The sequence below is a fragment of the Dyella ginsengisoli genome (assembly GCF_044904665.1).
GTDB classification, from domain to species: Bacteria; Pseudomonadota; Gammaproteobacteria; order Xanthomonadales; family Rhodanobacteraceae; genus Dyella_A; species Dyella_A ginsengisoli.
On record NZ_JADIKM010000005.1, the window covers coordinates 112455 to 134910 of the forward strand.

Below are 22456 nucleotides of genomic sequence, written 5' to 3' on the forward strand. Positions count from 1 at the left end.
GTTTTCGCCCAAGAGGTCTGCCATGTCCCTGTTCGAACCGCTGCCGCAGCGCTCCCTCACGCTGCGCAACCGCCTGGTAGTGGCGCCGATGTGCCAGTACTCGGCCAGCGACGGACTGCCGGACCACTGGCACCTCGTGCACCTGGGCAGCCGCGCCGTGGGCGGAGCTGCCTTGGTGATCAGCGAGGCGACCGCGGTGTCGGCACAGGGTCGGATCTCGCCCGGCGACACCGGCATCTGGAACGAGGCGCAGCGGGAAGCGTGGGCGCCGATCGCCGCCTTCATCAAGCAGCAGGGGGCGATTGCCGGCATCCAGCTGGCGCACGCCGGCCGCAAGGCCAGCGCGCAGCGTCCGTGGGAAGGCGGCGGCCCGCTTGCCGCCGAAGCGGGCGCCTGGTCCACGCTGGCGCCGTCCGCGATCGCCTTCGACGAGGGCTGGCACGTGCCGCAGGCGCTGGATCAGGCGGGGATCGACCAGGTCATCGACGATTTCCGCACCGCCGCCCGGCGCGCGCTGGCCGCCGGCTTCCAGCTGGCCGAAGTGCACGCCGCGCACGGCTATCTGCTGCACCAGTTCCTCTCGCCGCTGAGCAACCAGCGCACCGATCGCTACGGCGGCAGCTTCGAGAACCGCACGCGGCTGGTGCGCGAAGTGGTGAGCGCCGTGCGCGAGGTGTGGCCGGCCGAGCTGCCCGTATGGTTGCGCATCTCGGCCACCGACTGGGTCGAGGGAGGCTGGGACGCGGCGCAGAGCGTAGCCCTGGCGCGCATGGTCAAGGAGCTTGGCGTGGACCTTGTCGACGTGTCGAGCGGCGGCCTGGTGCCGCACGTGAAGATTCCCGTCGGGCCGGGGTACCAGGTGCCGTTCGCCGCGCAGATCCGCCGCGAGGCGGATATCGCCACCGGCGCGGTCGGCATGATCGACGAGCCGGTGCAGGCCGAGGCGGTGATTGCCGACGGTGCCGCCGACGTGGTGCTGCAGGCGCGCGAAAGCCTGCGCGATCCGTACTTCCCGCGTCGTGCCGCGAAGGCCCTGGGCGCGACGCTGCACGTGCCTTTGCAATACCTGCGCTCGTGGTGATGTGATCACTGCCTGCTCCTCAACTGCCGACGGAGGCCCGCCATGAACACCACTCCGCTTTTGATCGACGGACGCGTGCACGACCTCGGCGATGGCTTTCGCGTGCGCCGCCTGCTGCCCGTGCTGCAGGCTCGTCATGTCGGCCCGTTCGTGTTCTTCGATCACATGGGGCCGGCCGACATGCCCGCCGGCAAGGGCATGGACGTGCGGCCCCATCCGCATATCGGCCTGGCCACCGTGACCTGGCTGTTCGACGGCGCCATCCGCCACCGCGACAGCCTGGGCAGCGCGGTGGACATCCGCCCCGGCGCGGTGAACTGGATGACCGCCGGACGCGGCATCGTGCACTCCGAGCGCACGCCGCCGGCCGAACGCGAAGCCGGCCACACCCTGCACGGCGTGCAGGTGTGGGTGGCTCTGCCGCAGCCCGATGAGGAGGTGGTGCCCGAGTTCCATCATCACGAGGCCGGCGAGTTGCCGCGGATCGCCCGCGAGGGCGCCTCGCTCACGTTGATTGCCGGCACCGCCTACGGCGAAGCCTCGCCGGTGAAGGTATTCGCACCGATGTTCTTCATCGAGGCCCGGCTGGAGGCCGGGGCCACGCTGGACTGGCCGGCCGAGCACGCCGAGCGCGGCGTGCATGTGATCGAGGGTGAGCTGCAGTGGGACGAGCTGACGGTGCCGGCCGGCCTGATGGCCGTGCAGGCCGGCGACGGCGCGCCGCCGCTGCGCGCACGCGAAGCGAGCCGGGTGATGCTGTTCGGCGGCGCACCGCTGGATGGCGAGCGTCACCTGTGGTGGAACTTCGTCTCCACCCGTCGCGAGCGGATCGAGCAGGCCAAGGCCGACTGGCAGGAAGGTCGCTTCGAGCGCGTGCCGGGCGACGACGAGGAGTTCATTCCGCTACCGACGAAGTGATGCCGCAGGCGCGCTGCGCGGCTGTGCGTCATGCAATTGCGCAGTGCCGCGCGTAGGCTCGGGGACTCGCATCGGGGGTGCATATGGCCGGCTTTTCCAGCTTCCGCGAGTTCTATCCGTTCTATCTGGGCGAGCACCGCAATCGTGTGTGCCGCCGCCTGCATTTCGCCGGCACCGCCTGCGTACTGGCGATCTTGGCGGCGGCCGTCGTCACCGGGCGACCTGCCTGGCTGTGGCTGGCGCCGGTGGCCGGCTACGGCTTTGCCTGGGTCGGGCACTTCGTGTTCGAGAAGAACCGCCCGGCCACGTTCCGCCATCCGCTGTACAGCCTCGCCGGCGACTGGGTGATGTTCTTCGACGTGCTGCGCGGGCGCGTGCGGCTCTGACTTTTTTCTTGCAGCAATGAAAAAGGGCAGCCCGGACGGGCTGCCCTTTTTTTCGCGTGCCAGGCCGGCTTACTTGCGCTGGTCGGCGGTGGCGTCGCGGGCGGCGCGGAACTCGGAGTCGCGGCTCCAGTTCGGCCACTCGTCGGAGTTCGCCAGCTTCGAGCCGAGCGTGTAGAGCATGCCCAGGTCGTGCGCCATGCCGGTGAAGCTCCAGTCGGCCTGCCATTCGTCGGACGGCTGGTGGTAGTGGTCCTTGGTATACGCCTTCTCGGCGGCTTCGCCTTCCGCGACACCGCCGTTGGTCCAGTCGTCGCCCGAGCCGAACGAGATCGCCGGTACGCCGCGCTTGGCGAAGGAGAAGTGATCGGAGCGGAAGAAGTAGCCCGCCTCCGGATGCGGATCGGCCGCGTAGCTCACGCCGTCGGCCTTGGCCACGGCGATCAGGTCGTCGAGCAGGCCGAGCTTGGCGCTGCCGGAGATGGTGAAGTTGCGCGAGGGACCGTGCGGATCGAGCGCGTCCATGTTGATCACGCCCACCGTCTTGGCCTCCGGATAGAGCGGATGGGTGGCGTAGTACTCCGAGCCCAGCAGGCCTTTTTCCTCGGCGGTGACGTTGAGGAACACCACCGAACGCTCGGGCTTCGGCCCATGCGCGAAGGCCTTGCCCAGCGCGAGCAGGGCGGCGGTGCCGGTGGCGTTGTCCACCGCACCGTTGTAGATGCGGTCGCCTTTGGCATCCGGCTCGCCGACGCCCAGGTGATCCCAGTGCGCGCTGTAGAACACGGTCTCGTCCGGACGCTGGCTGCCCTTGACCATGCCCAGGATGTTCTGCGAGGTGATCACCGAGGCGTCGACGTTGAACTTCGCCGAGAAGGTTTCGCCCTTCAGCGTCACCGGCTTGAAGTCGCGGGTCTGCGCCTGCTTCTTCAGGGCGTCGAAATCCAGCCCGGCGTCCTTGAACATCTGCACGGCCAGGTCGCGCTGGATCCAGCCCTCGACCTTGGAGTGCACCTCGGCCGGATGCTCGCGCACGATGTCGAACTGGGTGTTGGTGTTGGAGTTCTTCACCGTGGGCCAGCCGTACGAGGCCGGCGCCGTCTCGTGGATGATCAGCAGACCGAGCGCGCCCTGGCGGGCGATTTCCTCGTACTTGTAGGTCCAGCGGCCGTAGTAGGTCATCGCCTTGCCGCCGAAGTCGCCCTGACCGGTCTCGAAATCCGGATCGTTGATCAGCGCCACCGCGATCTTGCCGTGCAGGTCCACGCCCTTGAAGTCGTCCCAGTTCCGCTCGGGCGCCTTCACGCCGTAGCCGACGAACACCAGGGGGGCGTTGGCGATGTCCACGCTGGTGGAGCCGTCCTGCGCGGCGCGCACGGCGATCTGGTCGCCCTGGGTCAGCGGTTCGCTCCTGCCGCCGATGGCCAGCGAGAAGCTCGGCTTGCCGGTGATCTCGAAGCGGCCCAGCGGCACCGGCTGGGTCCAGCTGCGCTTGCCGTCCTTGAGCGCGCCGGCCGGCTGCAGGCCGGCGGCCTTCATCTGGCTGATCACGTAGGCGACGGTGCGCTTCTCGCCGGCGGTGGCCGGGCCGCGGCCTTCGAACGCATCGGAGGCGAGTGTCTTCACCTGCTCGGAGAGGTAGTGCGGGTCGAAGGTCGGCGCCTTGGCGGCGTCGCTGGCCAAGGCGCCCTGGCCGGCGGCCAGCGCGGCGAGGATGGAACAGGCAAGCAGTCGTTTCACGATGGGTGGCACCTGCGTTTGGGAATCCCCTCGATCCTAGCGAGATTCCGCGTGCAGGCCCAATGCGCCGAAAGTCTCAGTCCGTCGCCGTATCGTCCTGCTCGCGCAGCCAGCGGCGGTAACTCACCACGCGCTCCAGCCCGAAGCGGTCCGCCACGTCGTCCACCACGGCGTAGTGGTACCAGTGCTCGCCGCGCACCGTGGTGGCCGGGATCATGCGCACCGGCGGCGCGCCGGCCTCGTCGCTGTAGAAGCCGTCGCGACTGCCGAACCAGGGCAGCGCCGTGCCATCGCGCAGGGCGGTCAGCACCTCGATCGGCGCGCCCAAGTCGCTGGCGATCTCGTAGTGGGTGCGCAGGTCGTCGTCGGTCTGGATCAGCACGAAGCGGCCGTGGCCGTCGGCATCGAGCAGCAGCAGGCCGGTGGGATTCACGTGCAGGTAGCACTCCACCGCAGGAAATTGCTGCAGCACCTCGCGCAGCACCGGCAAGAACACCGGATCGCGCAGGAAGTGCACGTCGCCCAGCGCCATCGCCTCGGAGACGAACTGCCCGGCGCGCTCGAAGTAGCGCTGCTGCAGCGTCACGATGGCCTGCTGCAGTTTGTCCATCGCCCGCGGGTCGTTCTTGCGGATGAAGCGGTCGATCAGCCCGGAGTTGAACGCCTCGATCGCCGTCTCGTCGTCGGCGCGGCCGGTGAGCAGCACCTTGCCGATGTACGGGTTGTCGAGCTGGCGGCAGAAATCCAGCCCGTCCATCTCCGGCATCGCCTGGTCGACCACTACCACCGACACCTCGGCGAAGCGGGCCGGGTCGTGCATGGTGCGCGCGATCGAGTCCACGTCCAGCGCCATCAGCTCGCGGTTCGGCGAAGGGTGCTCGCGCCAGCGGTACAGCCAGCCGCCGCCGGGTACGGCGCGGCTGTCGAGCCGGTGCAGGTCGGCCAGCGCCTGGCGCGGCGAGCTGTAGCTCTTCAGGCGCTGCAGCGGGTCGAGCATCAGCGGCACCACGCCGAGGTAGGTTTCGTGGTCGTCCACCATCACCGTGGTGGTGGGGAAGCGGAACGGCGCGAGGCCGTGGTCGAAGGTCAGCCTCATGCTCTGGCGTCCGTGTCGCGGGCAGGAAAGGAGATCAGGAATTCGGTGTACTCGCCCCAGCGCGAGCGGCAGGTGATGCTGCCGCCCATGCGCTCGACCGCCTCGCGCGAGAACGCCAGCCCGATGCCCAGGCCGGCCACGCCACCGCGGTCCTCGCTGTAGGAATAGAAGCGGTTGAAGATGCGCGGCAGCACGTCCGGTGGGATGCCCGGGCCGGTGTCGCGCACGCGGATCACGCCCTGGTTGCCGGCTCGCCCGATGCGGATGTCGATCTCGCCCTTGCCGGCGCGGCCGGTATGGAACAACGCGTTGCGCAGCAGGTTGAAGATCACGTGGGTCAGCAGCGGCTCGCTGCCGAGCAGGGTGAAGTCGCCGCCGTCGCGCAGGCGCACGCGCTCCTGCTCGCCGCGCGAGGCATAGGGATAGCGCGCCACCGCCTCGCGCAGCACCGCGCGGGCCTGCAGCGCGCGGAACAGCTGCGGATCGAGCGGGCGCGCGGCCATCAGCAGCATGTCGATCACCGTATGCGCGTGGCCCACCTCGTGCTCGATCGAGTCCATGCCGCGCTCCAGTGCCTCCAGATGGGCCGGGCGCAGCTCGGCCACCGGCAGCCCGGCCTCCTGCGCCAGCCGATGGCTCACCAGCAGGTCGGGCAGGTAGCGGCGGAACGCCTGGCCGGCAATGTGCAGCGCGCCCAGCGGCGTGCGCAGCTCGTGCGCGATGTTGTTCGAGGCACGCGTCAGCGCCTGGATGCGGGTCTGGTCCGCATGCTTCTGCGACAGGCTGGCCAGCGGGCCGAGCGCCAACGCCATGGCCAGCAGCGGCAGGTAGAGCAGGATGGGCCCGATCGGCATCGCCGCGTGCGGCCCGATCATCCACGCCAGCCACGCCAGCGCGCTGCCGATGGCGAAGATCAGCAGGAAGCTGACCACGTCGAACATCATCAGGGTGAGGTAGATCGACGCCAGATGGATCAGCAGCCACGCCGTGCTGCCGCCGTTGCGCAACAGCATGTAGCCGGCGAAGAACGGCAGCACGAAGGTCACCGCGACGTGCCAGTAGGCCGGCAGCACGGCGCGCAACTGGCGCGGCCACCAGCGCTGCGCCGACAGCGGCAGCAGCACCAGGCAACCGGCGATGCGCAGCGGCAGGCTCTCGAACGGCTGCGGCAGCGCGTACTTCCAGATCGGGTAGTACACCAGCATGCACAGCGAGCCGATCAGGCTCATCGTGGCCAGCGTGGGCTGGGACGGGCGCGCGTGCTCGAACATCGCGTCGTCCAGCTGCAGCAACCGCTGCCGCAGCCGTGACCAGAGCGTGGGCGTGGCTGGTGGCGTCATCGACACGCGCGTCTGCGGCCTCGCCTCAGCGGAAGCGCTTGTGGCAGCTGTCGCAGGCGTCATCCACCGGCTGCAGCGCGGTGGCCAGTGCGGCGCACGTGGTCGGTGCCGCCGTCACGGCGCTGCCGATGGTGCCCTGCAGTTTGTCCGAGGCATCCAGGAACGGCCGCTCCGCGCCCTTGAACGCGCCGGGGATGTCCAGCGCAGCGGACTGCAGGCGAGCCAGATTCGTGGCGATGGTTGCCGCGTCGCACTGTCCGGCTTTCACCGCATGGTGCAGTTCGCTGGAGTGGTAGGCCATCACCGTCATCACCGCCTTGGGCAGCGGCGTGCGCTGGTGCAGCGCGCTGAAGGTGAAGACGCTGCCGAGGATGCCGATGACCAGTCCCAGCACGATGAGCAGGGCAGAGCGCATGGGTTCGCATTCCTGTCGAAAAGGTGGCGGGCAGCATAGCCGAGCAGGGGCCGCTTTCCATCTGCCAGCCGTCGTGCGGGCGCGCCGTTTTACAATGTGCGGCCTTGTCCCTCGGAGTTGTCCGCATGTCGTCCCCGCCTGCCTGCCCGGAATCCGTCGGGGTGCGGCCATGAGCCGCGCCGGCGAGGAAGCACTGCGCGAGCGGTTTGCCGGCGTCGAGCGGCTGTACGGCGTGGGCAGCCTGGCCCGGCTGGCCGGGAAGCACGTGTGCGTCATCGGCATCGGCGGGGTGGGCTCGTGGGCGGCCGAAGCGCTGGCGCGCAGCGGCGTGGGGCGGCTCACCCTGATCGATGCGGACGAGGTGTGCGTGTCCAACACCAACCGGCAGATGCACGCGCTGGACGGTGAGTACGGCAAGCCCAAGGTCGGCGTGATGGCCACGCGCCTGCACGCGATCAACCCGCAGCTGCGGCTGGAGGCGATCGAGCGATTCCTTACACCCTCCACGCTCGACGAGCTGCTCGACCGCGGCTACGACGTGGTGCTGGATGCCTGCGATGCGTTCCGCGTCAAGCTCGAGGCCATCGCCTGGTGCCGCCGCCGCAAGCTGCCGATGGTTACGGTGGGCTCGGCCGGCGGTCGCACCGATCCCACCCAGATCCGCGTGCGTGATCTTTCGCGCACCGAGCACGACGCGATGTTCAGCCTGATCCGCAAGAAGCTCCGGCAGGACTTCAACTTTCCGCGCAGCCCCGCGCGCTACTTCGGCGTGTCGGCGGTCTACTCGCTGCAGAACGTGCAGTACCCGCAACCCGACGGCACCGTCTGCGGCACCCGGCCGCCCGGCGGCGACGCCTTGAACCTCGCCTGCGGCGGCGGATTGGGCGCCGCCACCCACGTCACCGGAGCCTTCGCCTTCGCGGCGGTGGGCAAGGTGATGGAGAAATTGCTCGAAAAGCGAGGAGTGACAAACGAGGAGTGAGTGAAGAGGAGTGAGTAGTGAGAGAGAGCTCGACGCGCTGCGGTTTGGCTTTCCCTCTCACTCCTCACTTCTCGATCCTCACTCCTGTTTACTCACCAACCCATGTAATGCCCGCCGTTGATGGCGAGGTTGGCACCGGTGATCCAGCTGGCCATGTCGCCGGTGAAGAAGGCCACGGCGTGGGCGATTTCCTCCGGCTTGCCGAGGCGGCCCACCGGGATCTGCGCCACGATCTTCTCGCGCACCTCCTCCGGCACCGCCATCACCATGTCGGTGCCCACGTAACCGGGCGAGACGGTGTTGACGGTGATGCCGAACTTGGCGTTTTCCTGCGCCAGCGAGATGGTGAAGCCGTGCATGCCGGCCTTGGCGGCGGCGTAGTTGGCCTGGCCATACTGGCCCTTCTGGCCATTGATCGAGCTGATCTGCACGATACGGCCCCACTTGCGCGCGCGCATGCCCTCGATCACCGGGCGGGTGACGTTGAAGCAGGCGTTCAAGTTGGTGTTGATCACGTCAGTCCACTGCTGGTAGTTCATCTTGTGGAAGGTGGTGTCGCGCGTGATGCCGGCGTTGTTCACCAGGATCTCGACCGGGCCGCATTTTTCCTCGATCGCCTTGATCATCGTCTCGCACGAGACCGGATCGGACACGTCGCCCGGCACCATGCACACCTCGATGCCCTCGGCCGCCATGGCCTTGCGCCACTGCTCGGCCTTCGCTTCGTCGCGGTAGTTCGACGCCACGCGATGACCCTGGCCGGCCAGGTAGCGAATGATGGCGGTGCCGATGCCGCCGGTGCCGCCGGTGACGAGCGCGGTGCGTTGGGTCATGTCCTCGATCTCCTTGGAGGGTGTGGCGCGGGCTGCGCGGCCGGTGCGGGACGCAGGCGCGAAGGGAAGATGTCCGCCGTGGCGGCAACCCTCTCTTTATAGCGGTTCAGACGTCCCATGCATTACTGCGTTGCCGCAAAAGTCCGGGATTGAAGCGCATCGATGTTGCAGCCAGCAGTTCGGCGGGCGTCGCAGCGGGCGCGTCGGCCGGCAAGCCGAGGAAATCCAGCGCGCGGCGCAGCGCCGGCAGCGGGTCGGCCGGGTCCACGGCGACGGCCTGGCTGGACTTGGACAGCTTGCGCCCCTCGGCATCCAGCACCAGTGGCAGGTGCAGGTAACGCGGCGTCGGCAGGCGCAGGCAGCGCTGGAGGTGGATCTGCCGTGGCGTGGAGTCGAGCAGGTCCGCACCGCGCACCACCTCGGTGATGCCCTGGTACGCGTCGTCCACCACGCAGGCCAGCTGGTAGGAATACAGGCCGTCGAGGCGACGGATCACGAAGTCGCCCACCGCTTCGCGCAGGTTCTGCCGTTGCGGCCCCTGCAGGGCATCGTCGAAGGCGAGCTCGATATCCGGAGCGCGCAGCCGCCATGCCGGTGGGCGCTGCGGATCTTCCGGCGAGACGCAGACTCCGTCGCGATGCATGCCGCCGGCGGCGGCCAGCTCGCTGCGACTGCACCAGCAGGCAAACAGGTGGCCGCCTGCCTGCAGTTGCTCGAAGGCTGCGTCGTAGGCGGCCCGGCGCTGCGACTGGAACAGCACCGGTTCGTCCGCCAGCAGGCCGAAGGCAGGCAGCGCGGCGAGGATGTCGGCGGCCGATCCCGGCACCTCGCGCGGCGGGTCGATGTCTTCCATCCGCACCAGCCAGCGGCCGCCGGCGTGGCGGGCACACAGCCAGCTGCCGACGGCGGCCACCAGCGATCCGAAATGGAGTGATCCGGTGGGCGAGGGGGCGAAGCGGCCGCGGTAGGTCATCGCGGCATTCTAAGCGGCCGGAGACACCTGCCCGCAAGGCGTCGGTGCGGCCCCAGCCCTTGAAACGGGCGGCCTGCGCCCCGAATAGCGGGAGACGGCGCAAGCCGCGAAGTGCCCCCTTTTCATGACTGCCAGAGAGCCAGCCATGCGTCGCATTGTCCTGTTCCTCGCTACCAACATCGCCGTCCTGCTGCTGCTGAGCATCGTCTGTCGCGTGCTCGGCATCGACCAGTGGGCGGCCTCACGCGGTTACGGTGGCATGACCGGGCTGCTGGTGTTCGCCGCCGTGTTCGGCATGGGCGGCGCGTTCATCTCGCTGCTGATGTCCAAGTGGATGGCCAAGATGTCCACCCGCGCCCGGGTGATCGAGCAGCCGGCCAACGAGACCGAGCGCTGGCTGATCGACACCGTGCGCCGCCACGCGCAGAACGCCGGCATCGGCATGCCCGAGGTGGCTATCTACGACGCGCCGGAAATGAACGCCTTCGCCACCGGCGCCAGCAAGAACAGCGCGCTGGTGGCGGTGAGCTCCGGCTTGCTGCAGCAGATGGACCGCGAGCAGGTGAGCGCCGTGCTCGGCCACGAGATCGGTCACGTCGCCAACGGTGACATGGTCACCCTCACCCTGATCCAGGGCGTGCTCAACACGCTGGTGATCGTCGCCTCGCGCATCGTCGGGCGGGTGGTGGACAGCTGGCTTTCCGGCGGTCGCGACAGCCGCGACAGCGGCGGCGGCATCGGCTATTTCGTCTCGGTGATGGTGCTGCAGGTGGTGTTCGGCCTGTTCGCCTCGATGATCGTGGCGGCCTTCTCGCGCTGGCGCGAGTTCCGCGCGGATGCGGCGGGCGCGCAGTTCGCCGGCCGCGGCGCGATGATCTCCGCGCTGGAGCGGCTCAAGGGCAACCACGGCGAGAACACCCTGCCCAAGACCATCGCCGCGTTCGGCATCTCCAGCCCGCTCGGCGCCGGCTTCGCCCGGTTGTTCATGAGCCACCCGCCGCTGGACGAGCGCATCGCGGCGCTGCAGAACGCGGCTGCAAGTTGATGAGAGCCTCGTCCCCGGTGAGATAGGGTGAGGGCGAGGCGAGGGGCCACAGCTCGCCCGGAAGTCTCTATCCCTCACGGTCATCCCGGCTTGACCAGCCATTCGGCTGTTGAGAGCCGCCGGGATGACGGCAGAAAGACAGAAGCTAATTCCAAGCAACCGCAACAAACGGAACCACCACGCATGAACGCACCCGCTGAAACCCGCAAGTTCGAAGCCGAAGTCGCCCAGGTCCTGCATCTGGTCACGCACTCGCTCTACTCGCACAAGGAGATCTTCCTGCGCGAGCTGATCTCCAACGCTTCCGACGCCTGCGACAAGCTGCGCTTCGAGTCGATCGCCAACCCCGCGCTGTCCGCCGGTGACAGCGAGCTGCACATCGACGTGAGCTGGGATGAAACCGCGCGCACCATCACCGTGCGCGACAACGGCATCGGCATGAGCCGCGACGAGGTGGTGGCCAACATCGGCACCATCGCCAGCTCCGGCACCAAGCGCTTCCTCGAGGCGATGAGCGGCGAGCAGAAGGCCGACGCGCGCCTGATCGGCCAGTTCGGCGTGGGCTTCTATTCCGCCTTCGTGGTGGCCGACAAGGTCACCGTGATCACCCGCCGCGCCGACGCGCCGGAAGGCGAGGGCGTGAAGTGGGAGAGCGACGGCAAGGGCGAGTACTCGCTGGAGCAGGTCGACCAGCCGCAGCGCGGCACCGCGGTGATCCTCCACCTGAAGGCCGACGAGGACGAGTTCCTCAAGGGCTGGCAGCTGAAGTCGCTGATCCGCAAGTATTCCGACCACGTGGCGTTTCCCATCCGCACGCCGGTGGAGAAGGACGGCAAGCCCACCGACGCGTTCGAGAGCACCAACGCCGCCTCGGCGCTGTGGACCAAGCCCAAGAGCGAGATCTCCGACGAGGACTACCAGAGCTTCTACAAGTCGCTCGGCCACGATTTCAACGACGCGCTGGCGTGGACGCACAACCGGGTCGAGGGCAGCCAGAGCTTCACCACCTTGCTGTACCTGCCCGAGCAGCCGCCGTTCGACCTGATGATGGGCGGGCGCGACGAGCGCAAGGGCCTCAAGCTCTACATCAAGCGCGTCTTCATCATGGACGCCGCCGAGGAACTGCTGCCGAACTACCTGCGCTTCGTGCGCGGCGTGGTGGATGCCGACGACCTGCCGCTCAACGTGAGCCGCGAGATCCTGCAGCAGAACCGCCAGCTCGATCGCATCAAGGGCGCCTGCGTGAAGCGCGTGCTCGACCTGATCGAGAAGCTGGCCCGCGACGAGCCGGAGAAGTTCGCCACCTTCTACAAGGCCTTCGGCAACACGCTCAAGGAAGGCATCAGCGAGGACGCCAACAACCGCGAGCGCATCGCCAAGCTGCTGCGCTTCGCCAGCACCAAGGGCGAGGGCACCGCGCAGAACGTCTCGCTGGACGACTACATCGGCCGCATGGCCGTGGGCCAGGACGCGATCTGGTACATCACCGCCGACAGCTACGCCGCCGCCGCCGGCAGCCCCCAGCTGGAGGCGTTCAAGGCCAAGGGCATCGAAGTGCTGCTGATGTCCGACCGCATCGACGAGTGGATGATCGGCTCCCTGAGCGAGTACGAAGGCAAGAAGCTCAAGAGCGTGGCCAAGGGCGACGTGCCGCTGGACGAGGCCGACAAGCAGAAGCAGGAAGAAGCCACCAAGGCCGCCGAGCCGCTGCTGAAAAAGCTCAAGGAACTGCTCGGCGACCGCGTGGGCGAGGTCAAGGTATCGGCCCGCCTCACCGATTCTCCCTCGTGCCTCGCGCTGAGCGACTACGAGATGGCGCCGCACCTCGCCCGCCTGCTGCGCGAAGCCGGCCAGGCCATGCCCGAGTCCAAGCCCACGCTGGAGATCAACCCGGCGCATGCCCTGGTCAAGCGGGTGGAAGCCGAAGCCGATGAAGCGAAGGCGCGTGATCTCGCCACTCTGCTGCTGGAGCAGGCCGAGATCGCTGCCGGCGCGCAGCTGCCCGATCCGGCGGCATTCGTGCAGCGCATGAATCGCGTGCTGTTGGGCTGATTCTGGTCATGCACCCGTAGCGAGAAGCCCGCCTATCGGCGGGCTTCTCTTTTGTCATCTGCATCGGCGCGAGCGTCGCAGCAGCGCTCGCACCCCGACCCTTTCCTGCCAAGAGCTGCCGAGACCGCATGCTTTGTACCGATTGCCAATCCGGCTATCACGCGCCCTACGACCGCTTCGAGCGGATGGCGGCAAACCCGGAAGTGCCCAGCTTCCTGATGCGCTGCAAGCACTGCGGCGCGCTGTGGAACGAAACATCCGGCGTGCCGGAGTTGCTGACCCGCACCCATGCCCGCGGGCTGTATACGCGCGCTCGCATTTAGTCCTCGCCAGGGGCCCGACCCGGCGGCAACGCAGGCCGCTTGCCGCCCTTATGGGCTGCCGGCAACGTATCGCCTAATGCTCCTGCGGAGCCAGAGTCACTTTTCTCTTGGGCGGCCAATAGAAAACCAAAAGAGATGGCCAATCCGGGCGCCGCTTGCCGAGCATCCATGCCCGGTAAGTCCGCAAGATGGTGCCGGGCTTTTCGACAGCACATCCCATCCCTGTGCTGGAGAAAAGGAATTGGCGTCCCGTCGACTCCCGCTAAGCGGCCTGACGTCCCCAGCTCACCGCCCCACAGGGGCCCCGGGTAGAGCGGCGTGCCATCCTGGCCCGTGCTCGGCGTGCCCGCTTATTCGCTGCCACCGTTGTGCGGGCCTGCGTGGTCACCGTTGTCCTCAATCGAATCAGAAGCAGTTGGGAGACAAGGAACAGTCCTACTTGCCTTCCGTGCGAAGGAAGCGACACGTCAGATCCCGCAAACCACCCCACAACGGGAGCGAAGCAATTTCTGTTGCCGTGGCTGGGCGAACGCCTTGGAATTCATGGAAGGCGTGATCGTCATCGGTGGGACCACCGCCAAAGGCGAACAGCTGATCGCACAGTGCAGGCACCCCGACCTGCTCGGCAACGAAGCATCCGTTCGCGTCGCAACACCCGCGGATCAGATCTTCTTCAACGTCGCGGCTCGCGCCGTAAAGAAGCAACATTCCGCCGGCCTTGTAGTTCGAGGCGTCACGGTACTGGTAAATGAAAACTTGGCGCTCGCCGTCGTCTTCGTCCTCATGCAGAAAATAGATTGCATCAGGAGTGTCTGAAGTCCACTCGCGTCGGGTCATGATGTATCCAAGCTTGTTGACGATGTGAAATCCCGGCATGGCGTACCAGTTCTCATCTTCATAAGCACCGGTATCGACGATGGTCCACACGCGCTCGACTGGCTGATCTTTGACGTCGTCGAAATCGAACATGCCACCATCGGATTTCTGGATAACGCCCCAGTCGCTCCAGAATGCATCTTCGGAAATATATGGGTCGCTCATGAGGCCTCAGTCGGCGACGTGTGTATCGAGCATGGTCATTCGATGCTTCGATACGAAGTACGGATCGGGAGCGAAGCGCTCGGGCATGTCGATTTGCTTGCCTTCAGTGGGCCAAAACACGTCCCGCAGGAAGCTGTCTTTGCTCGCTTTGATGCGATCGGACAGCACCACGCGCCAGTCGTCGCTCAGGCTGAAAAGATAATTATCGAAAGCCTTGTCGTGGATCGCGGACAGGCACAGGCCATTGCTCGGGTTCAGGCGGTTGGTCTTGTCTGCACTCCACGGAACGATATGGCTGGCCACCAGTAAACGCGGGTCGCTGACGCCAGAAATGCAGCAACGGCCCCGATAGCTGGCGAGCACGGTGCGGCGAAAGAAGTTTTGCTTGATGCGTTGCTGCACGATGGCTTGGCGAGTCTCGCCGGAGAAGTCGGTGAGCGTGATGCGATCGGGGGCGTCGCTTGGCTCCACCGCCGCCGTCCCACGATCGCGCATGAGGGATTGGCGCAGCTGCTCGCATTCCAGCGCGAGATCTTCCCAGTTCGCGTGAAAGGCGTCTCACGTTTCACGATCGAGGGCGGATGCGCCGCTCAGGCCTTTGCGGCCGGTATCGGTGATCGACGGATCGAGGCTGGCGAAGTTGACCAGCTTCATCGCCAGCGCGCTCGGGGTGCGGCCGATCAATGAGGCCAGCTCGACGATCTGCGGATTCTTGCCGTGAAGCTTGCCGAACGGAGTCTGGCAATAGAAATAGAAGGCGAGTCTGAGCTGTTCACTCGTCCAGTTGCCAGAGCTGGGGAAACGCGTGGCGGTGATGCTGGTGGGTTTCATTGGTGCAGGTTCTCGGGCCATAACCGTGAAAAGTGCTGCGGTCGAAGCAATGTGGGCAACACCGTGATATTGAATCGTCGTTGGCTCATGGAGCGAGACGCGCTGTCCGTGCGGGGAGCCAATGACTTGTTGGCGTTACGGCACTTCCTTCGTCGTCTTTTCGAGGATCTTCATCGCCTCGGCGTTTCGGCGCTTCCAATCGCGCAGCTCGGCGTCGGTTTGCGGAGTGTGGCCGTAATCGTGCACCGGGGCTGCTTGCACGCGTGCCGTGGTTGGCAAATAGCGTGGCGGTGTGGCGGGTGCCGGAGCCGCGGCTTGTGTCGGATAGATGTTGGCCGGTGAGGGTGTTGGGCGCGTGGCGTGGTTGAGCACGACGATCACAAGCAGACCCACGGCCATCGCGCCGATGAGCGCATGGGGCGTATCGACAAAGCGCGGCCGCTGCATTTTCGGGCGTTGTACCGAATGCACGGTGGCGATCAGCGCGCTGCCGTCGATCAGTTCGATGGGCTTGCCTTGCACGAAGCGTCGGGCGTCGAGGGTGTAGTCGCCCAGCGCGACGATTTTCACCGCATCGGCACGTTCGTGGGTGAGTACGCCATACATTTCACGTACCACGCTGACCGAGATGCGCTGGCTTCGCCATTGCTTGCACTGCACCAGGGTAGTCCGGCCGTCCTTGCGCAGAATCAGGTCGACGCCGCCATCGGCGCCGCCCAAGCCGTTCTCGGTGACGACGTAGCCCTGTCGACGAAACGCCTCGCCGGCAAGCATTTCGAAATCTTTCCAGCTCATGCGGCGCAGGCTGTCGAGGCCGGTCTGGGTGTCCAGCAGTACGCGTCGCTTGGCTTGGCCGAAGAACGACGCGGTGGCGGCTATCCAGCATCCGCCGAGAAGCATCCACCCGATCGGTGTGTAGATGCCTTTTGCGCTTGCCTCGCCAAGGCCGGACAAATACGGATTATGTGATGCCGTGAAATACCAGCTGATGCCGTAGCGCACGGCGAGATAGGCGATGAAGCCAAGCGCTATGCCGGCCGGCCATGGCATCGACGCCACCAGCTCGATGCCACTTTGATTTCTCTTCGCCATTGACTCCCCCTGAGTGCTCCTTGGCCCTCGCCACTATACGGCGAGCCATCGCGTTGACCGAGGCTTTCGCTATCCGCGGCTAATGAAAATCCCGCGATCCCGCCTGCAGTTTGCCGAGCAGGTCGCTGAGGTCGGTGAGGCGGTGGGCGAGGAGGTGGCGGACGCCGTCGACGTGTTGCCACTGGCCGTCGACCATCAGCAGGCGGGAGCCGATCAGGGCGCGGCGTTGCCGGGTGGCGATGCGCTGCCAGATGATCACGTTGATGGGGCCGTGTTCGTCTTCCATGGTGACGAAGATGACGCCGCTGGCGGTGCCCGGCTGCTGGCGGGTGATCACCAGGCCGGCGGCACGCACGGAGCTGCCGTGCGGTGCGTGTTGCAGTTCGCGTGAATCGCGGCAGCGTCGCGCGCGCAGCTGCGCGCGCAGCTGGCGCAGCGGGTGCGGGCCGAGGCTGAGGCCGGTGGCGGCGTAGTCGGCGGCGGTGTCCTGGGCCACAGTGGGCAGCGGCAGCGCGGCGGTGGCTTCCACGCTGCGCTGTCCCTCGAACAGCGGCAGTTGTGCCTGCACCCCGGTGACCGCCCAGCGGGCACGATGGCGATGGCCGGCGAGGCCGCGCAGTGCGCCGGCTTCGGCCAGCGCCTCGCGGTGCGGACGGCTGAGCTCGGCGCGCAGGCAGAGGTCTTCCACATCGAGGAACTCATGCTGCTTGCGTGCGGCAACCAGGGCACGCGCAGCGACTTCGCCGAGTCCGCTGATCATGCGCAGGCCCAGTCGCAGCGCGGGTTGGCCGCGGGCGTTGCGTGGATCGTCTTCCAGCGTGCAGTCCCAGTCGCTGTGGCGCACGTCAACCGGGCGCACGCGCACGCCGCCGGTGCGCTGCAGTTCCTGCACGATCTGGCTGGGCGCGTAGAAGCCCATCGGCTGCGAGTTGAGCAGGGCGCAGGCGAAGGCTGCCGGTTCGTGGCACTTCAGCCAGCAGCTGACGTAGACCAGGTTGGCGAAGCTGGCCGCGTGCGATTCGGGGAAGCCGTAGGAGCCGAAACCCTTGATCTGCTCGAACAGCTGGGCGGCGAATTCGTCGGTGTAGCCGAGCTTGAGCAGGCCGGCGGTGATGCGCTCGCGGTGCGGCTCCATGCCGCCGTGGCGTTTCCAGGCGGCCATCGAGCGGCGCAGCTGGTCGGCCTCGCCGGCGGTGTAGTTGGCCGCGACGATGGCCAGCTTCATCACCTGCTCCTGGAACAGCGGCACGCCCTCGGTCTTGGTGAAGATCGCCGCCACGCTGGGGTGGTGCTGCATGCGCTCGCCGCGGCCGTGCCGGCGCTCCAGGTACGGATGCACCATGTTGCCCTGGATCGGCCCGGGCCGGACGATCGCCACCTGGATCACCAGGTCGTAGAACACCTTCGGCCGCAGCCGCGGCAGCATCGCCATCTGCGCGCGGCTCTCGATCTGGAATACGCCCACTGTCTCGGCGCGGCGGATCATTTCGTAGGTCTTCTCGTCGTCCTGCGGCAGCGAGGCGAGGGTGGGGAAGTCGCGGTCGCCGTGTTGATTGCGTTGCGTGCGCAGCAGGTGCAGGCATTTGCGGATGCAGGTGAGCATGCCCAGCGCGAGGCAGTCGACCTTGAGCATGCGCATGGACTCGAGATCATCCTTCTCCCACTGGATGATGGTGCGGTCGGGCATCGCCGCGTTCTCCACCGGCACCAGGCTGTCCAGCGCGGCGTCGCTGATGACGAAGCCACCGACGTGCTGTGAGAGGTGGCGCGGAAAATCGAGCAACTGGAAGGTCAGCTGCATGACGCGACGGATCAGCGGGCTGTCCGGATCGAAGCCGCCTTCGCGCAGCAGCACGGGCAGCGGCGTCTCGCCCTGGCCGCGGGCGAAGATGCGGCTGAGCTGGTTCACCTGGTCCATCGGCAGGCCCAGCGCGCGGGCCACGTCGCGCACGGCGCTCTTGCCGCGGTAGCGGATCACCGTGGCGGCCAGCGCGGCGCGTTCGCGGCCGTACTTCGCGTAGATGTACTGGATCACCTGCTCGCGCCGCTCGTGCTCGAAATCGACGTCGATGTCAGGCGGCTCGTTGCGCTCGGCGGAGATGAAGCGCTCCATCAGCAGGTCGATCTTGCCCGGGTTCACCTCGGTGATGCCGAGCGCGAAACAGACCGCCGAATTGGCCGCCGAGCCGCGGCCCTGGCAGAGGATGTTCTGGCTGCGCGCGAAGCGCACGATGTCGGCTACGGTGAGGAAGTAGGCCTCGTACTGCAGCTGGGCGATCAGCTGCAGTTCGCGCTCGATCTGCGCGTGGATGGCATCCGGCACACCGTCGGGCCAGCGCCAGCGCATGCCGTCCTCGGTGAGCCGACGCAGCCACGAGGCCGCGCTGTGCCCGTCGGGCACCAGCTCCTTCGGGTAGCGGTAGTTGATGGTGCGCAGGTCGAAGGTGCAGCGTGCGGCGATGCGCAGGGTTTCGGCCATCAGCGTGGCGGGGTAGTTCGCCGCCAGCACCTCGCGCCGGCGCAGGTGGCGCTCGCCGTTGGGAAACAGCTTGTCGCCGATATCGGCCACCGGCTGGCGGTGGCGGATCGCCGTAAGTGTGTCCTGCAGCGCGCGGCGGCTGCGTACGTGCATGTGCACGTCGCCGCTGGCGACCAGCGGCAGCGCCAGGGTTTGCGCCATTTCGGTAAGCGCGTGCAGGCGCTGGCGATCGTCCGGGCCGTGGTGCAGTTCCACCGCCAGCCAGCAGCGGCAGGCGAAGGTCTGCACCATCCAGCGGCCGTGCTCGATCTCGGGTTTCGCCTCAGGAAGCCACAGCGCCAGCGTGCCGGGCAGGCCGTGGGCGAAGTCGGCGCGGGTGAGCCGATAGCTGCCTTTGTCGGCGCGGCGGCGCCCCTGGGTGATGACGCGACACAGCTGGGTGTAGCCGGCGTGGTCTTCGCACAACAGCACGAACTTCGGGCCGTCTTCCAGCTGGAATTCGGCACCGACGATCAGCCGCACGGCGGGCGGTTCGCCCCTCGCGGGACGGGTGGCGTCCTGCGCGTCGAGCGCGCGCACGATGCCGGCCAGCGAGCATTCGTCGGTGATCGCCAGCGCGGTGTAGCCCAGCGCCTGGGCGCGGGCGAACAGCTCCTCCGCATGGGATGCGCCGCGGTGGAAGGAGTAGGGCGACAGGCAGTGCAGCTCGGCGTAGTCGGGCGGTGGAGCGGGCGTCGGCGGCGTGCTGGGTGACATCGTGTCGCCCGGAGACACGACGCGCAGGCGCGGGCGTCCCTCGCGGCTCATGCGAACCAGCCGTGCAGCATCCAGCCGCTGCGCTCGTCCGGGTGTGTGCCCGGTGGACAGAACGCCCACGCGTGCTGGCCTTCGGCGGTTTCCAGCACGTAGTAGTCGCGGCGCAGGTCGCCGCCGTCCCACCAGCCGCTTTCGATCCGCTCCGGCCCGGCCAGGATGCGCACGTGCCGCGTGCGCAGCGGGATCGGCTGCGGCAGCAGCCAGGTGGGACGTGGGTGCACGCCCGGCGCGGCGGCACGCGACTGGGTCGAGGCCACGCGCTGCGCGCGTTCCGGGCGCGGGTCGCCGGTGGCCTCCAGCCGGTACACGGCGTCGTCGCCCAGCCGCGCGCGCAGGCGTTCGTGCAGGTGATCGAGCGGGATCGCATGCTCGGGGCGCGCGTCGAACAGGTCGCGCCGCTCGGGCACGAAGGGCGGCAGCTCGCTGGCGCGCAGCCGCAGCCATTCCACCGGATGCGCCAGCGTGATGCGCTCCAGCCGGCTGCGCGCAAATTCGAACAGTGCGGCGGCGTCACGCTCCGGCTGCAGCAGGCCGATCGGCACGTGGGTGGGCCGCTGACGGCGATGGCCCAGGCTCAGCGTGAAGCGCTGCACACCGCCATCGCGGCCGGCCAGGAACGCCGCCAGGTCACCGGTGAGCCGGCGCAGCGGAAACGCCAGCGAGGCCAGCTGCTCCACGTCGAAATTGAAGGTGATGCGCGCCTCGAACCGGTCCGGCGGCAGGTAGCGCGGGCGCGGCAGCTGGCGCTCGCCGAGCAGGTCGTCCAGATGATCGAGCAGGGCCGCGCCGAAGCGTCGCCGCAGGCCATCGCGCGGCAGCGCGAGCAGGGCGCCGAGGCGCTGCACGCCCATCCGGGCGAGCGCGTCGTCCAGTCCGTCCGGCAGGCCGGCGAGGCTGAGCGGGAGTTTGCCCAGTGCGGCGTGCAGTTGTTCGGGCGTGGTCAGCGCCGCGCCGTCCGCCGCCTCGGCCAGCACGCGCGCGGCCAGCGGCGTGGGAGCGAGCGCGAGGCGGTGGCGAAAGCCCATGGCGGCCAGGTCGTCGCGCAGCTTGCGCTGGAACTGCGGCCAGTGGCCGAACAGGCGCTGGCTGCGCTGCACTTCCAGCGCGATTGCACTGGGCAGCTGCAGCACCTCGGCGCTGTAGCGATAGGCCCAGGCGCCAAGCAAATCGTGCTGGCGCGAAGTGAGCGCGGGGTCGTGCGGCACGGCCTCGAAACGAGCGAGCAGGGCGTGCGCGGTGGTCAGCGGCTGGCCGGGCTGGATGCCGGCCGCGCGCGCGCTGTCATTGGCGTCGAGGACGCGGCGTGCCTGCAGCGGGCCGTCGATCAGCACCAGCGGCGCGGTGTCTTCCGGCGGGCGGCGACGCAGAAGCGTGTCCAGTGCCAGGTGCGGCAGCGTGATGCAGGCCCAGAGCATGGCGCGCCCTCATGCGTCCGCGCGGGCCAGCACGAAGGCCTGCGCCGGCGGCTGGCCGCCGCGGCATTTGCGCACCCGCCACTGCGGCTGCGGCTGGGTCTCCAGTTCAATGCGCAGGGCAGCCGGCGAGGCGTGCGCGGCGTGGCGACGATCGCGGAACAGGAAGCCCGGCGTATGCCCGCTTTCCGCCGCCACCTGCAGCCGGCGCAGCGCGCGTTCGTCGGCGTCGCCGGGCCAGCCCAGCACGGCCCCGCAGGCGCTGCTGCGCAGGCACTGCTCCATCGCCCACAGTGCGTCGCTGCCGGAGCCGGCGTGCACGATGGTGACGTGGCGCATGTCCACGCCGCGCGCCGACCAGCCGTCCACGCCGGGCACGTACGGCGGTGCCACCAGCATCGCCGGGCGCTGCCGGGTGGCGAGCGCGGCCAGCGCGGGCAGCACCAGCTGCAGTTCGCCCACGCCGTCGAGCGGCAGCAGGATCTCGCTCAGCGCATGGGCCGGCCAGCCGCCTTGGGGCAGGGCGGCATCCAGCGGGGCCCAGCCGGTGGGCACGCCGTCGGGGACGCCCTCGGTGGCCGGCCGCGCGCGACCGCGCCAGAGCCGGCGGGCGTCGAACAGCGGTGACAGCACCGCACCGGACAACACGTCGCCCATGGCTCAGCCCTGCCGGATCAGGCCCGCGAACAGGCCCTCGATGGCGAAGTCCTCGCGCGGGTCGGGATCGATCGGCTGGTAGCCCGCGCTGCGTGGCAGCAGGCGCAGCTGGCGACCCTTGCGGTACAGCCGCTTCACCGTGAAGCCGCCACCCACGCGGGCCACCACCGTCTGGCCGTGCTCGGCCACGGGCGTGGCGTGCACGCCGATCAGGTCGCCATCGAGAATGCCGTCGTCGCGCATCGAGTCGCCGCGCACGCGCAGCAGGTAGTCCGGGCGCAGCTTGAACAGCGCGGGATCCAGCCGCAGCACGCGCTCGGTGCCGGCCTCGCTCAGCAGCGGTTCGCCCGCCGCCACGCGCCCGATCAGGGGCAGGGCGAGCAGATCGTCTGTGGGCGAAGAGGGCGTCGCGGCATCCAGCAGCCGGATGCCGCGCGCGCGGTTCGGCAGCAGCGCGATGTGGCCCTTGGCCTCCAGCGCGCGCAGGTGCTTCACCACCGCATTGAGATGCTCGATCCCGACCGCCGTGCCGATCTCCTGCAGTGTCGGCGGCATACCCTGCGCCGCCGCGTGCTGATGCAGGAAGGCGAGGATCTCAGCCTGGCGGGTGGTGAGCGACATGGTGTAAATAATTTCACCTTTCGGGGCAGTTGCCAAGGGCGAGCGCAGGCATCAGAGCGCCCGGGCTTCTCAGCGGCTGCGACGGGTAGGGTGGCTTGCCGGCTGGCAGGCGAATTCATCGGAAAGGCCGAGCGTTTAGGCCAGCTCAAGCCCCTTGAGCTGCATCGTGGGGACCCACCCCGCATCGCCGGTGAGCACGTCAAATCCAGTGACCCTATCGGACGTCTGGCAACCCATTTGCATCGAGTCAGGCATGCCGTCTTTCATCAAAAATTTCACACGGCAGTGATCAGTCGTGATCACTGGATCTGCACGAATGGAATGTG

21 protein-coding genes are annotated in these 22456 nt (G+C 68.0%); 7 read left to right on the forward strand and 14 right to left on the reverse strand.

The window, feature by feature from the left end; genetic code table 11:
- Window positions 1–22 precede the first annotated feature (22 nt).
- The 3 genes from ISP17_RS16415 (at window position 23) to ISP17_RS16425 (ending at window position 2385) form a co-directional block, all read left to right on the forward strand.
- A complete protein-coding gene (locus ISP17_RS16415) occupies window positions 23–1081 on the forward strand; it encodes an NADH:flavin oxidoreductase/NADH oxidase (protein WP_404635039.1) in 1059 nt (352 codons plus the stop codon).
- A gap of 42 nt (window positions 1082–1123) precedes the next feature.
- The gene (locus ISP17_RS16420) at window positions 1124–1999 is read left to right on the forward strand and encodes a pirin family protein (RefSeq protein ID WP_404635041.1); all 876 of its coding nucleotides are present in this window, start codon (window positions 1124–1126) and stop codon (window positions 1997–1999) included.
- Between the two features lie 83 nt (window positions 2000–2082).
- Window positions 2083–2385: an Mpo1-like protein gene (locus ISP17_RS16425; RefSeq protein WP_404635043.1), complete on the forward strand. Its 303-nt coding sequence runs from the start codon at window positions 2083–2085 to the stop codon at window positions 2383–2385.
- Between the two features lie 69 nt (window positions 2386–2454).
- On the opposite strand, the gene ISP17_RS16430 is transcribed toward ISP17_RS16425, so the two are convergent.
- The 4 genes from ISP17_RS16430 to ISP17_RS16445 all read right to left on the reverse strand — a co-directional run bounded on the left by ISP17_RS16430 (window position 2455) and on the right by ISP17_RS16445 (window position 6973).
- Complete coding sequence (locus ISP17_RS16430) at window positions 2455–4098, reverse strand: M28 family metallopeptidase (RefSeq protein WP_404635398.1); 1644 nt, start codon at window positions 4096–4098, stop codon at window positions 2455–2457.
- A 100-nt stretch (window positions 4099–4198) separates the two neighbouring features.
- Window positions 4199–5218 (reverse strand): response regulator, encoded by a 1020-nt coding sequence (locus ISP17_RS16435; RefSeq protein ID WP_404635045.1) that lies wholly within the window; start codon window positions 5216–5218, stop codon window positions 4199–4201.
- Entirely contained in the window at window positions 5215–6558 is a 1344-nt protein-coding gene (locus ISP17_RS16440; RefSeq protein ID WP_404635046.1) for a sensor histidine kinase, read from the reverse strand. The genes ISP17_RS16435 and ISP17_RS16440 overlap by 4 nt, the downstream gene beginning before the upstream one ends.
- Window positions 6559–6583: 25 nt before the next feature.
- A complete protein-coding gene (locus tag ISP17_RS16445) occupies window positions 6584–6973 on the reverse strand; it encodes a cytochrome C (protein WP_404635047.1) in 390 nt (129 codons plus the stop codon).
- 169 nt (window positions 6974–7142) lie between these two features.
- Here ISP17_RS16445 and ISP17_RS16450 point away from each other — a divergent pair, with 169 nt between their 5' ends.
- Complete coding sequence (locus ISP17_RS16450) at window positions 7143–7955, forward strand: tRNA threonylcarbamoyladenosine dehydratase (protein ID WP_404635049.1); 813 nt, start codon at window positions 7143–7145, stop codon at window positions 7953–7955.
- A gap of 92 nt (window positions 7956–8047) precedes the next feature.
- Here the strand turns inward: ISP17_RS16450 and phbB are convergent, their stop codons facing one another.
- A complete protein-coding gene (phbB, locus tag ISP17_RS16455) occupies window positions 8048–8788 on the reverse strand; it encodes an acetoacetyl-CoA reductase (RefSeq protein WP_404635051.1) in 741 nt (246 codons plus the stop codon).
- Window positions 8789–8894: 106 nt separating this feature from the next.
- Window positions 8895–9761: a tRNA glutamyl-Q(34) synthetase GluQRS gene (gene gluQRS / locus ISP17_RS16460; RefSeq protein ID WP_404635053.1), complete on the reverse strand. Its 867-nt coding sequence runs from the start codon at window positions 9759–9761 to the stop codon at window positions 8895–8897.
- 145 nt (window positions 9762–9906) lie between these two features.
- Between gluQRS and htpX the strand changes: the two genes are divergently transcribed.
- The 3 genes from htpX to ISP17_RS16475 all read left to right on the forward strand — a co-directional run bounded on the left by htpX (window position 9907) and on the right by ISP17_RS16475 (window position 13181).
- Window positions 9907–10806, forward strand: a complete 900-nt coding sequence (htpX, locus tag ISP17_RS16465; protein ID WP_404635055.1) for a protease HtpX — start codon at window positions 9907–9909, stop codon at window positions 10804–10806.
- Window positions 10807–10989: 183 nt separating this feature from the next.
- Complete coding sequence (htpG, locus tag ISP17_RS16470) at window positions 10990–12858, forward strand: molecular chaperone HtpG (RefSeq protein WP_404635057.1); 1869 nt, start codon at window positions 10990–10992, stop codon at window positions 12856–12858.
- Window positions 12859–12986: 128 nt separating this feature from the next.
- A complete protein-coding gene (locus ISP17_RS16475) occupies window positions 12987–13181 on the forward strand; it encodes a hypothetical protein (protein ID WP_404635059.1) in 195 nt (64 codons plus the stop codon).
- Window positions 13182–13616: 435 nt separating this feature from the next.
- On the opposite strand, the gene ISP17_RS16480 is transcribed toward ISP17_RS16475, so the two are convergent.
- The 8 genes from ISP17_RS16480 to lexA form a co-directional block, all read right to left on the reverse strand.
- The gene (locus ISP17_RS16480; protein WP_404635061.1) at window positions 13617–14222 is read right to left on the reverse strand and encodes a hypothetical protein; all 606 of its coding nucleotides are present in this window, start codon (window positions 14220–14222) and stop codon (window positions 13617–13619) included.
- A gap of 6 nt (window positions 14223–14228) precedes the next feature.
- Entirely contained in the window at window positions 14229–14717 is a 489-nt protein-coding gene (locus ISP17_RS16485; RefSeq protein WP_404635063.1) for an HNH endonuclease, read from the reverse strand.
- Between the two features lie 63 nt (window positions 14718–14780).
- Window positions 14781–15053 carry a hypothetical protein gene (locus ISP17_RS16490; protein ID WP_404635065.1) on the reverse strand — a complete coding sequence of 91 codons (273 nt, stop codon included), beginning with the start codon at window positions 15051–15053 and terminating at the stop codon, window positions 14781–14783.
- Between the two features lie 135 nt (window positions 15054–15188).
- Window positions 15189–16145, reverse strand: coding sequence for a restriction endonuclease (locus tag ISP17_RS16495; protein WP_404635067.1), 957 nt, complete (start codon window positions 16143–16145; stop codon window positions 15189–15191).
- 79 nt (window positions 16146–16224) lie between these two features.
- The gene (locus ISP17_RS16500) at window positions 16225–19380 is read right to left on the reverse strand and encodes an error-prone DNA polymerase (RefSeq protein WP_404635400.1); all 3156 of its coding nucleotides are present in this window, start codon (window positions 19378–19380) and stop codon (window positions 16225–16227) included.
- Between the two features lie 47 nt (window positions 19381–19427).
- Entirely contained in the window at window positions 19428–20855 is a 1428-nt protein-coding gene (locus ISP17_RS16505) for a Y-family DNA polymerase (RefSeq protein WP_404635069.1), read from the reverse strand.
- Between the two features lie 9 nt (window positions 20856–20864).
- Complete coding sequence (imuA, locus tag ISP17_RS16510) at window positions 20865–21509, reverse strand: translesion DNA synthesis-associated protein ImuA (protein WP_404635071.1); 645 nt, start codon at window positions 21507–21509, stop codon at window positions 20865–20867.
- 3 nt (window positions 21510–21512) lie between these two features.
- Window positions 21513–22130 (reverse strand): transcriptional repressor LexA, encoded by a 618-nt coding sequence (gene lexA / locus ISP17_RS16515; protein ID WP_404635073.1) that lies wholly within the window; start codon window positions 22128–22130, stop codon window positions 21513–21515.
- Window positions 22131–22456 lie beyond the last annotated feature (326 nt).